At 48.1% G+C, this 12,174-nt stretch carries 8 protein-coding genes, 1 tRNA gene and 1 pseudogene; 5 read left to right on the top strand and 5 right to left on the bottom strand.

Going from position 1 to position 12,174, the window contains the following annotated elements:
* Positions 1 to 112: pseudogene (locus CIK90_RS14440) on the top strand (DDE transposase); the annotation flags it as partial.
* Between the two features lie 112 nt (positions 113 to 224).
* On the opposite strand, the gene CIK90_RS06850 reads toward CIK90_RS14440, so the two are convergent.
* From CIK90_RS06850 to CIK90_RS06825, 5 genes are all read right to left on the bottom strand, one after another.
* Positions 225 to 299 (bottom strand) — tRNA-Val (locus CIK90_RS06850).
* Positions 300 to 453: 154 nt separating this feature from the next.
* Complete coding sequence (locus CIK90_RS06845; protein WP_094391412.1) at positions 454 to 879, bottom strand: amino acid-binding protein; 426 nt, start codon at positions 877 to 879, stop codon at positions 454 to 456.
* 85 nt (positions 880 to 964) lie between these two features.
* Positions 965 to 2,263: a phenylacetate--CoA ligase family protein gene (locus tag CIK90_RS06840; protein WP_094440265.1), complete on the bottom strand. Its 1,299-nt coding sequence runs from the start codon at positions 2,261 to 2,263 to the stop codon at positions 965 to 967.
* A 340-nt stretch (positions 2,264 to 2,603) separates the two neighbouring features.
* Positions 2,604 to 3,272: an FKBP-type peptidyl-prolyl cis-trans isomerase gene (locus CIK90_RS06830; RefSeq protein ID WP_094435931.1), complete on the bottom strand. Its 669-nt coding sequence runs from the start codon at positions 3,270 to 3,272 to the stop codon at positions 2,604 to 2,606.
* A gap of 19 nt (positions 3,273 to 3,291) precedes the next feature.
* On the bottom strand, positions 3,292 to 4,833 hold the full coding sequence (locus CIK90_RS06825; protein ID WP_094464673.1) for a glycine--tRNA ligase: 1,542 nt from the start codon (positions 4,831 to 4,833) through the stop codon (positions 3,292 to 3,294).
* A gap of 453 nt (positions 4,834 to 5,286) precedes the next feature.
* On the opposite strand from CIK90_RS06825, the gene CIK90_RS06820 reads away from it, so the two are divergent.
* The 4 genes from CIK90_RS06820 to CIK90_RS06805 all read left to right on the top strand — a co-directional run bounded on the left by CIK90_RS06820 (position 5,287) and on the right by CIK90_RS06805 (position 12,174).
* Entirely contained in the window at positions 5,287 to 7,428 is a 2,142-nt protein-coding gene (locus CIK90_RS06820; RefSeq protein WP_254046303.1) for a glycoside hydrolase family 3 C-terminal domain-containing protein, read from the top strand.
* A 100-nt stretch (positions 7,429 to 7,528) separates the two neighbouring features.
* Positions 7,529 to 10,234: a DNA gyrase/topoisomerase IV subunit A gene (locus CIK90_RS06815; protein ID WP_094447078.1), complete on the top strand. Its 2,706-nt coding sequence runs from the start codon at positions 7,529 to 7,531 to the stop codon at positions 10,232 to 10,234.
* The gene (locus CIK90_RS06810) at positions 10,218 to 11,036 is read left to right on the top strand and encodes a DUF3316 domain-containing protein (RefSeq protein ID WP_094435937.1); all 819 of its coding nucleotides are present in this window, start codon (positions 10,218 to 10,220) and stop codon (positions 11,034 to 11,036) included. The genes CIK90_RS06815 and CIK90_RS06810 overlap by 17 nt, the downstream gene beginning before the upstream one ends.
* Positions 11,037 to 11,139: 103 nt before the next feature.
* Positions 11,140 to 12,174, top strand: coding sequence for a S41 family peptidase (locus CIK90_RS06805; protein WP_094464671.1), 1,035 nt, complete (start codon positions 11,140 to 11,142; stop codon positions 12,172 to 12,174).

Here is a 12,174-nt window from a genome sequence, read left to right as displayed (position 1 = left end):
AGCAGAGTCTTTCAACGCCAAAGTCAAGTCCTTCAGGGCAGCACTAAGGGGAATTAGGGATGAGAAATTCTTTCTCTACAGACTTTCCATGATATACGCTTACCCCCACTAATTATCTACTGAGCCAAGATGACCTCTATGCGTCCACTACTGAAAGAATTAAACGACATTCCCTAGATAGGTATATAAACAAAAAAAGAGTTCCAATATTTTGGAACTCTTTGTGGGCGCTGAGGGATTCGAACCCCCGACCCTCTGCTTGTAAGGCAGATGCTCTAAACCAGCTGAGCTAAGCGCCCTTATTTCTTTGTTTGATTGCTTATTTCTTTTAAGCGATTGCAAAGGTACGGAGTTTTTGTGAATCCACCAAATATTTTGGGAACTTTTTTCGAAAAAACACGAAAAAAGTTCCCAAAACGCGTTTTTTATGCCTAAAATGCGTGATTTTCGGCATTACAGACGGTATAAATCGCTTGCAGCAAGTAGATCTACTTTCTTTTCTGCGAGTATTCTTTCGCAGCCCTCAAGGTCTGTTGGACGTATGACTACGTGCGCCACATCGCCGTTGGAGAATGAGTACATATATTCGATGAATACTCCGTTTTCCGACAAGTGTTTCAGTACTTTTGCCAGCGAACCGCTGGTATTGGGACATACAAAGCCGATGACATCGGTCATTTTTACGGCGAAGTGTGATGCTTTGAGCACTTGGTAGGCTTTGTCGGGGTCGCTTACTATGCAGCGCAGGATGCCGAAGTCGCTGTTGTCAGCAATACTCATGGCTGAGAGGTTGACGCCTGCATTGCCCAGCACGTCTGTAACTTCTGTCAGGCGGCCTGACTTGTTTTCGAGGAAAACGGATAGTTGTTTAGCTAACATATTCTTATTGTATTATTGTTTGTTGTTTCTGTTGTCTGTATGTCGCATGATTGAAATGCGGTTGTGTGTCGTTTGGTCACGGCGTTTATAGCTTGCGTTTATCGATGACGCGTTTAGCTTTACCGGTAGAGCGCTCGATGGCACGTGGTTCTACGAGGCGCACTTTGAAGCCGAGTCCGATGACGCTACGCAGTTCTGCTTCGAGTTTCTTCTGCAGTCCAACCATGGTTGACATCTCGTCGGTGTAGTATTCCTCTTTGACCTCTACCTGCAGTTCGCTTGTGTCGGTATTGTCTTTACGATCGACGGTCAGCAGGAAGTGCGGTTCGTATTCAGGCAACGAGAGGATGACTGATTCGATTTGTGATGGGAATACGTTGACGCCACGTATGATGAGCATGTCGTCGCAGCGTCCCAGTATGCGGTCCATGCGCACCAATGTGCGTCCGCATGCACATTTCTCATAGTGTAGTGCGGTGAGGTCGTGTGTGCGGTAGCGCAGCAATGGCATTCCCTCTTTGGTAAGGTGTGTGAAGGTAAGTTCTCCCAATTGTCCTTCAGGCATGGGTTCTCCTGTTTCAGGATTGAGTATTTCGGGGTAGAAATAGTCTTCGTTGAGGTGTGTACCGTTCTGACATTCACATTCGTATCCCACTCCTGGTCCTGATATTTCGCTCAGTCCGTAGATGTCGTATGCTTTGATGCCCAATGATGTTTCGAGTTTATGGCGCATCTCTTCAGTCCATGGTTCGGCTCCGAATGCACCAATTCTGAGTTTGAATTCGTCTCGTGGCCATTCGCAGTCTTTTAGTGTTTCTGCTAAGAACATGGCGTATGATGGTGTGCAACAGAGTACCGATGTGCCGAAGTCGTGCATCAGCGTGATTTGTTTCTGTGTGTTTCCACTTGACATAGGAATCACGCTGGCTCCGATATTGGTAGCTCCATCGTGAGCGCCGAGTCCTCCGGTAAAGAGTCCGTAGCCATAGCTCACTTGGAAGATATCGTTTTTTGTAGCGCCGTATGCAGTGAATGCGCGTGAGATAGCTTCGGTCCACATGGCAAGGTCTTTGCGGGTGTAGAGTACTACTACCGGTTTGCCTGTAGTTCCTGAAGAGGCGTGGATACGCACAATTTGACTCATGGGCACGGCAGTCAGTCCGAAGGGATAGTTGTCGCGCAGGTCGAGCTTGTTGGTAAATGGTAGTTTCACGATGTCGTCTATATCTCGGATATCACCAGGTTCGAGTCCCATTTCTTGAAATTTCTTCCGATAGAATGGTGTGTTGTGATAGACGTAGTCTGCCATTTTTCGCAGACGTTGGCTTTGTAGGTCGCGAAGCTGTTCGCGACTCATACATTCAATAGTTTCATTCCAGATCATTTTCTGTCTTGTTTTCAGTTGTGTATATCCTTGACAAAGGTACGAATAAGCGAGCAGAATGCAAAAGAAAAGCGTGTTTTTCTTTTCATTCTCGAGCGAAAGTACCTAAGAGGCACAGCCTCAAAGGTACGAATAAGCGAGCAGAATTCAAAAGAAAAGCGTGTTTTTCTTTTCATTCTCGAGCGAAAGTACCTAAGAGGCACAGCCTCAAAGGTACGAATAAGCGAGCAGAATTCAAAAGAAAAGCGTGGTTTTCTTTTCATTCTCGAGCGAAAGTACCTAAGAGGCATGGTGTCAAAGGTAGGAATTAGCGTGGCGTAGATATAAAAAAGGTGACCGCTTAATTTCGATCACCTTTAGTCTTTGTCCAGAAATCTGTGAGCCAAATGTCGAACACCAGCGTGCTGTATGCTGGTATTACTCCGCTGGCGGTTTCTCCGTATGCCAGTTGATACGGTATGGTCACTCGCCAATGGTCGCCTTTATGCATGTTCATTAATGCTGTGCTGAATCCATCGACGAAATCGGAAGCAACGGGCAGTCGGTATCCTGATACAGAACCGTATGAGTTGTACTGTGCTATCTTGTAGGGAGCGGTAACGGCAGGGTCGTATGTCCCCTCAAAACTTTGGTCGAACACATATCCGTCTTTGTACGACTTTGATGGCAGGAGGCGTCCGCGATACTGCATACATAGTGAGTCGTTGTAGTATGGCGATGTAGTGCCTTCTCCGCGCTCTATTACATCCACGAGGATGCAGTCGGTCTGTGGGATGTTGATGGAGTCGGAAACCGACCATTTGCGTACAACGAACGATGAGGCAGTGGCAGAGGCATGTAGTTTGTATTGTGTTTCAAAATACTGTTCATTGGTGTTTTTCCAATCAACAAATTCCTCTTCTGTACCATCGTCTTCGCTGCATGATGCCGCAAAGAAGGGCATCAAGGCAAACAGGCAACCTGCGAGGATTGTCTGTTTGCTGCGTATCATCATGTTGTAGATGCTCATTATTATATAATAGGTGTATTTACTGAATCTTCTTGAGCAGGCTGACGATGCTCACCTTGTCTTCGATGATGCTTGCCAAGTCGCTGATATTGACGCGCTCCTGTTCCATGGTGTCGCGGAAGCGGAGTGTCACCTTGCCATCGTTGAGTGAGTCGTGGTCAACGGTAACGCAGTAAGGAGTACCGATGGCATCCTGACGACGGTAGCGCTTTCCGATAGAGTCTTTCTCGTCGTATTGGCAGTTGAAGTGGAACTTCAGGTTGTTGATGATTTCGCGTGCCTTTTCGGGCAGTCCGTCTTTCTTGACGAGTGGCATGACTGCCAGTTTTACAGGAGCCAGGGCGGCGGGCAGTCTGAGTACTACGCGTGTTTCACCGTTTTCGAGTTTCTCTTCGCAGTATGAGTGACACATGACTGAGAGGAACATACGATCTACGCCGATCGAGGTCTCGATGACATACGGAGTGTAGCTCTCGTTGGTCTGTGGATCGAAGTATTTGATGCTCTTTCCTGAGAATTTCTCATGCTGTGAGAGGTCGAAGTTGGTACGTGAGTGAATACCTTCCACTTCTTTGAAGCCGAATGGCATCTTGAATTCGATGTCGGTGGCTGCGTTGGCATAGTGTGCAAGTTTATCGTGGTCGTGGAAGCGATAGTTTTCTGCACCGAAACCAAGAGCTTGGTGCCAAGCCATACGAGTTTGTTTCCATTTGGGGAACCATTCGAGTTCAGTACCTGGAGTTACGAAGAACTGCATTTCCATCTGTTCAAATTCGCGCATGCGGAAGATGAACTGGCGTGCTACAATCTCGTTGCGGAATGCTTTACCAATCTGAGCGATACCGAATGGAATCTTCATGCGACCGGTCTTCTGCACGTTGAGGTAGTTGACAAAGATACCCTGTGCGGTTTCTGGGCGGAGATATACTTTCATAGAACCTTCAGCGCTGGCTCCCATTTCGGTAGAGAACATCAGGTTGAACTGGCGTACGTCCGTCCAGTTGCGTGTGCCGCTGATGGGGCAAACGATTTCTTCGTCAAGGATGATCTGCTTCAGTTCTGCGAGGTCAGGTCCTTGCATGGCTTTAGCGTAGCGCTCATGTAGTGCGTCGCGCTTGGCAATATGCTCTTTTACTCGTTCGTTGGTTTCGAGGAATTTGGCTTCGTCAAATGCTTCTCCGAAGCGTTTGCGTGCTTTTGCCACTTCCTTCTGCACCTTCTCGTCGTATTTTGCAATCTGGTCTTCAATCAGCACATCGGCACGATAGCGCTTTTTTGAGTCGCGGTTGTCGATGAGGGGGTCGTTGAATGCGTCAACGTGTCCAGAGGCTTTCCAAATTGTGGGGTGCATGAAGATGGCAGAATCGATACCGACAATGTTTTCGTGGAGCAGTACCATTGATTTCCACCAGTATTCTTTGATATTGTTTTTCAACTCTACACCGTTCTGTCCGTAGTCGTAAACGGCTCCCAATCCATCGTAAATATCGCTGCTTGGAAATACGAAACCATATTCTTTACAGTGGCTTACGATTTTCTTAAATACATCTTCTTGTGCCATAATGCTTTTACTTCTTTTCAAAAATTATGCGTGCAAAGGTAGTGCAAATCGAGCGAAATACAAAAGAAAAACGATTTTTTCTTTTTATTTCCGAGATGCAGCCTACCTAAGTACAGGGTTACAAAGGTAGTGCAAATCGAGCGAAATACAAAATAAAACGTGTTATATTTTGTTTATTCGAACGTGATGGGGCTTACATTGTGCGTAAGTTTATGGGAGTTAGTTGGGAGTTGCTTGGGAGTTGCTTGGGATTTACAGACCTTGCGGAAAAGCGCAAGAAACAGGGATGGCCGCATCCCGAATGCATCCCGAATACATCCCGAATGTTTTTTTGCTTTGCAAATAATTTTTTTTGGGGGTAATGTTAGAACATTCTCGCAAAAAAATCGTATTTTTGCAATCTAAAACCTAAAATATTAAAGTATGAAGAAGCTGCTTTCGATACTAATGTTTATGGCACAACTCTCGGTAGTTGCACAGCCATTCGATTTTCAGAACACTCGATTGAAGGATGACCAGCGTATCAATCTCTTTATCGGTCAGTTGACACTCGACGAGAAGATTTCTCTTCTCTCCACACAGATAGGGGTACCACGTTTGGGCATTCCGGCTATCAGTTGCTATGAAGGACTTCATGGTGTGGCTTTGGGTGGACCTGCAAACAATAACGGAATGATTGAGGTGAATGGTGAAAAGCGCCCCAATCCACTACCGACTTCCATCTTTCCACAGGCATATGGACTGGGAGAAACATGGGATCGTGAGGCTGTGCGCATGGTAGGTGAGCAGATGGCTGCCGAGGCCCGCTATTATATTCATCAGCCCAATGCCCGCCGCAAGGGACTTGTCATCTATGCGCCCAATGCCGATTTGGCACGCGATCCTCGTTGGGGACGTACCGAGGAAAGTTATGGTGAAGATCCGTACCTAACCGGACAGCTCGCCGTGGCTATGGTGCGCGGACTGCAAGGCGATCATCCTCGCTATTGGAAAGCAGCCGCGCTGATGAAACATTTCCTTGCCAATAGTAATGAATATGGTCGCGATTCTACCTCCAGCAATTTCGACGACCGATTGTTTCGCGAGTATTATTCCTATCCTTTCTATAAAGGAATCACGCAGGGAGGGTCACGTGCCATGATGGCAGCCTATAATTCTTGGAATGGAACACCTATGGCCATACACCCCTGTCTGCAAAGTATCGTTCGCAAAGAGTGGGGGAATGATGGCATTATCTGTACCGATGGTGGTGCGATGGGTATGCTATCGACCGCCCATAAGGCATTTGCTACTAAGACAGAAGCCGCAGCTGCCGTGGTGAAAAACCAGTTGGGACAGATTCTCGACCGCTATCAGGATGAAATCCGCGAGGCGCTTGCCAAGGGAATGGTTACTGAACAAGATATCGAAGTGGCTATTCGGGGTAATGTGCGCGTGATGCTCCGCCTTGGACTGCTCGACGGAAAGAATTCGCCCAACCCGTATGCAACCATGGGAACAGATACAACCGCCACACCGCCCTTTATGACCGAAGAGGCACGGAATGCTGTGCGAGAGGTGACCAACAAGTCGGTAGTACTCCTGAAAAACAACGGACTCCTGCCGCTCGATAGTAAGAAAGTGAAAAAGGTGGCTGTTGTCGGACCTTATGCCAACGAGATTATCTACGACTGGTATAGTGGCACACCTCCCTATGAAGTAACTGTCTTGAAAGCACTTCGCGAACTGGGAGCACAACAGGGATTTGAAGTGAGCTACGTGAAAGACAACCGTATGGGTGAGGCAGAACGTCTGGCACGTGAAGCCGACGCTGTGGTAATATGTACAGGCAATCATCCTTATGGTACCAAGGCTGATTGGTTCTTCTGTCCTGTACCCAGCGACGGTCGCGAAGCCGTTGACCGCCTATCGTTGCAATTGCCCGATGAAGATCTCGTTCGTCAGCTCTATCGTGCCAACCAGAACACAGTACTTGTGCTTGTCAGCAGTTTCCCATATACCATCAATTGGAGTAATGACCATCTGCCTGCCATCCTCCACATCACCCATTGCAGTCAGGAGCAAGGCCATGCCGTAGCCGATGCACTCTTCGGACGCATCAATCCTGCCGGTCGCACCACTCAAACATGGGTGAAGGATATTCTCGATTTGCCCGCCATGATGGACTATAATATCCGTAATGGCCGTACCTATATGTATCAGCAAGGCGATGTGCTCTATCCTTTCGGCTACGGATTGAGTTACACGACGTTCCGATATGGTGAGCCAAAGGTTAATCTGAAAGACAAGCATACCGTGACCGTTACGCTACCTGTTACCAATACTGGCGGTCGTGATGGCGATGAGGTTGTCCAATGTTATGTGAACTATCCTGATTCTAAAGTTGAACATCCACAGAAACAGCTCAAAGCCTTTGAACGAGTGGCTGTCAAAGCTGGAGAAACACGCGAGGTCAAACTCACCATCGACCGTGCCGACCTTACCCATTGGGATGAGGCTACCCATCGTTTTGAGGCAGAAAAGGGTCGCATCCAACTCATGATAGGTGCGTCATCAGCCGACATACGGACGGAAATATCGTTTGAAGTGAAGTAAAACCGAGCATCCAACTTGCAAAATTCGAATATTTTTCGTAATTTTGCAAGAATTAAAGGCGTTGGCAGACAATGCCTATAACTTAAAAGGATAAACATCAATGGACGACGAAATCAAGGACGACGAAATACTGAACGAAGAGCAAGACATCACCGAAGAGGTTGAAGCCGAGGCACACTCAGGCTATAAACCCGTGGATAGGTTTGATGCGGCAGCCGTACACCATCTTAGCGGAATGTATCAAAACTGGTTTCTGGACTATGCTTCGTACGTAATCCTGGAACGTGCCGTACCACATATTGAAGATGGACTAAAGCCTGTGCAGCGCCGCATCCTTCACTCGATGAAGCGAATGGACGACGGTCGCTACAACAAGGTGGCAAATATCGTAGGACACACCATGCAGTTTCACCCACATGGCGATGCTTCTATTGGCGATGCGCTGGTACAGATCGGACAGAAAGAATTGCTGGTGGATACCCAAGGAAACTGGGGAAATATCCTCACCGGCAACCGTGCTGCCGCCCCTCGTTATATTGAGGCACGCCTGTCGAAGTTTGCCCTCGATACGGTTTTCAATCCGAAAACTACCGAATGGCAGATGTCCTACGACGGACGCAACAAGGAGCCCATCACATTGCCCGTAAAGTTTCCGTTGCTTCTGGCACAGGGAGCCGAGGGTATTGCCGTAGGTCTGTCGTCTAAAATCCTGCCCCACAATTTCGTTGAACTGTGTGATGCAGCCATCAGTTATCTGCATGGCGAGGAGTTTCATCTCTATCCCGACTTCCCCACAGGCGGCTCTATTGATGTTTCGAAATACAACGACGGACAGCGAGGCGGTTCGTTGAAAGTACGTGCGAAGATAGAGAAACTCGACCAGAAGACCCTTGTCATTCGAGAGATTCCCTTCTCCAAGACTACCGAAACCATTATTGACTCGATACTCAAAGCCATCGAGAAAGGAAAGATTAAGGCACGTCACGTGGAAGACCTCACCGCAGCCAAGGTGGAGATACAAATACAGTTGGCACCCGGTGTCTCGTCCGACAAGACACTCGATGCGCTCTATGCTTTCTCCGATTGCGAAATCAATATTTCGCCCAACTGCTGTGTCATCGAAGACAATAAGCCGAAATTCCTCACCATATCCGATGTGTTGCGCCATTCAGCCGACCGCACTAAGGATCTTATCCGGCAGGAACTCGAAATCCGCAAAAACGAACTTCTTGAGCAGTATCATTTCGCTTCGCTTGAAAAGATATTCATCGAAGAGCGCATCTATAAAGACCGCAAATTCGAACAGGCACCCAATGTCGATGCCGTATGCGAACATATTGACGAACGCCTCACTCCCTACTATCCACAACTGGTTCGTGAGGTAACCAAGGATGATATTCTCAAGTTGCTGGAGATTAAAATGCAGCGAATCCTTAAGTTCAACAAAGATAAAGCCGACGAACTCATGGCACGCATCAAGGAGGAAATCGAACAGATTGACCGCGACCTCAACAACCTTGTAGAGGTCACCGCCAATTGGTTTAAGTTCCTTAAAGAGAAATATGGTAAGGATCATCCGCGACTGACCGAAATCCGCAACTTCGATACCATCGAGGCTACCAAGGTTGTTGAGGCCAATCAGAAACTCTATATCAACCGTGCCGATGGATTTATAGGTACTGGACTGAAGAAAGACGAGTTTGTCTGCAACTGTTCCGATATCGACGATGTCATCATCTTCTACAAAGATGGTAAGTTCAAGGTCATCCGTGTGGCAGATAAGATATTCGTAGGAAAGAATATACTGTGGCTTGGTGTGTTTAAGAAAAACGACCAGCGCACTATTTATAATATGGTGTATCGTGACGGAAAGAAAGGCTTCTATTATATCAAGCGTTTCAACGTGCCGTCGGTTACTCGCGATCGCGAATACGACCTGACCATTGGAACCCCGGGATCGCGTGTCGTTTATTTCACCGCCAATCCCAATGGCGAGGCTGAAGTTATCAAGATAACACTCGACCCTGCACCAAAGCTCAAAAAGATATTCTTCGACAAGGACTTCTCCGAGGTGCTCATCAAGGGACGTGCTGCTAAGGGTAATCTGCTGACCAAGTTCCAAGTGCATCGCATCGGACTAAAGAGTCATGGTCACTCCACATTGGGCGGACGCAAAGTGTGGTACGATCCCGATGTCAACCGCCTGAACTACGACGAGCACGGACGCTTGTTGGGCGAGTTCAACGATGGCGACCAGATACTCGTATTCCTACCCAATGGTGAATACTATCTCACCAATTTCGATGTCAACAACCACTTCGAAGACAATATCGTAAGACTGGAGAAATACGATGCCGACAAGGTCTGGAGCTGTGTGCTCTACGATGCCGACAATCAAGGATATCCCTATGTCAAGCGCTTCTTGCTGGAAGCATCCAAACGCAAACAATGTTATCTGGGCGAGAATCCCAATTCCAAGGAGATATTGCTCACCGACCAAGTCTATCCGCGCATCCTTGTCACCTATGGTGGAGCTGACGAATTCCGCGGATCAGAGGAGATTGACGTAGAACAGTTTATTGCGGTTAAGGGCTATAAAGCAAAGGGTAAACGTCTCACAACCTACCAGATTGCCAGCATTACCGAACTGGAACCCACTCGTCTGCCTGACCCACCCAAAGAAGATGAGGCCGATGAAACGGAAGAGGAAGAGAATCTGGACCCTGATGCTGGAAAGAGTCAGCAACAGGTGATTGACGAACTGACTGGACAACAAACGCTTTTCTCTGATGAAGACTATCAATAGAACGCTCTTCGTACTGGCACTTATGCTGAGTGCAACGTCGGCAACGTCACAAACCGCTACCGATTCTCTCCGTATCTCTACGGTAAGTCACATGGTGGGAGGTGGCGCATCCCAGGTGCTTGACACCTATCTGTCTGCCGAACATTTTAGCGGACCGGGAGTTACATATCTCTGCACCGTCGAACGACAGCGCCCACAACGAAGATGGGGCACGGTCATGGAACATGAAGTCAACTTCTCGTCGGTTAGTGACCGTACCGATCAGCGCGACGAACTGGAAGGTGCCTACAATTTCTATTGGGGACGTTTGCGCCGTTGGCAACTGCTCGACAATCGCCTGACCCTACAGGCAGGAGGCATGGCTAATGCCTCGTTGGGATTTATCTATAATAGTTCCAATTCAAACAATCCTGCCCAGGCTCGTGCACATCTTAATCTGATGCCTACCGGAGTGGCTTCTTATCGCTTCTCGGTCATGCGCCATCCGGTAGTGGCACGCTACGAACTTGCCTTGCCATTGGCAGGAGTGATGTTCTCGCCCAACTACGGACAGACCTACTATGAGACTTTTGTCAGAGGCGACTATGACGGCAACGTGCGGCTGACCACCTTTGTGTCGGCACCTGAGTTTCGTCAGATGTTGACACTCGAAACGCCATTATCAGCGTCTATCGCCCTTCGCATCGGCTATTTGGGCAACTATCAGCAGTTTCATGTCAATCATCTGAAGCAACATGTCTATACTCATCGCTTCATGGTGGGCATCACCCGTCGGTTCTCAATCATTTCGCGCCGGCTCTGAATACAATTCAGACAGCGTAAAACAATCAATCCCGTAACGAATCATGATGACAGTTCTATCCCATAAATTGAATATCGTCCATCGGCTTTGCCCATTTGGCTTCATGCAGACGCTGAACCGTTTGCATACCGTCGCCCTGATGTTGTGCGCCATATTCATGGTCACGATGTTCACTTCTTGTATCGACGAAGACGAACAACCCAATACGCCTACCGGCAATTTTGAGGCACTTTGGCGTATCATCGATCAGCATTACTGCTTCTTCGACTATAAGCAACAGCAGTATGGACTCGATTGGCAGGAGGTCTATGTCAAATACAAGGAGCGCGTCAACGACCGTATGACCGATCGTCAGCTCTTTGAAGTGATGACCGATATGCTGTCGGAACTGCGCGACGGACACGTCAACCTTGGTGCCAGTTATGATTACGGGCGCTATTGGGCATGGAAGGAAGACTATCCCTCAGATTATAGCGATTCGCTCGAACGCATTTATCTACGTACAGACTATAAAATTGCCAGCGGCATGAAATATCGGGTGCTCGACGACAATATCGGCTATGTGCGCTATGAGTCGTTTTCCGATGCAATAGGAGAGGGCAACCTCGATGAGGTATTGTCTTATTTCCTGCTTTGTCGCGGACTTATTATCGACATCCGTAGCAATGGCGGTGGCGAACTGACCAATGCCGAGCGCTTGGCTTCCCGCTTCGTTGATGAGAAGACGTTGGTGGGATATATGCAACACAAGACAGGTACGGGACATAATGATTTCAGCGAACTCAAAGCTCAGTATCTCGAACCCTCCAGCAGGCTGCGTTGGCGCAAACCGGTATGTGTTCTTGTCAACCGTGGGGTGTTTAGCGCTGCCAACGAGTTTGCATCGATGATGCATGCGCTCCCAAATGTCACTCTGGTAGGTTATCGTACTGGTGGCGGTTCTGGCATGCCGATGAGCAATAGTCTGCCTAATGGATGGATGGTTCGCTATTCAGCCTGCCCCATGTACGACAGTCAGAAGCGTCAGACAGAGTTTGGCATCGAGCCCGACATCTCCCTCCATCTCGATGATGCAGATACTCGTCGTGGTGTCGATACCATTATCGAAACCGCACGAAATGTGATCAAAGGAAAGTGA

The sequence above is a fragment of the Prevotella sp. P5-126 genome (assembly GCF_002251185.1).
In the GTDB taxonomy this organism is placed as follows: Bacteria; Bacteroidota; Bacteroidia; order Bacteroidales; family Bacteroidaceae; genus Prevotella.
This window is presented reverse-complemented; position numbering and strand designations above follow the sequence as displayed.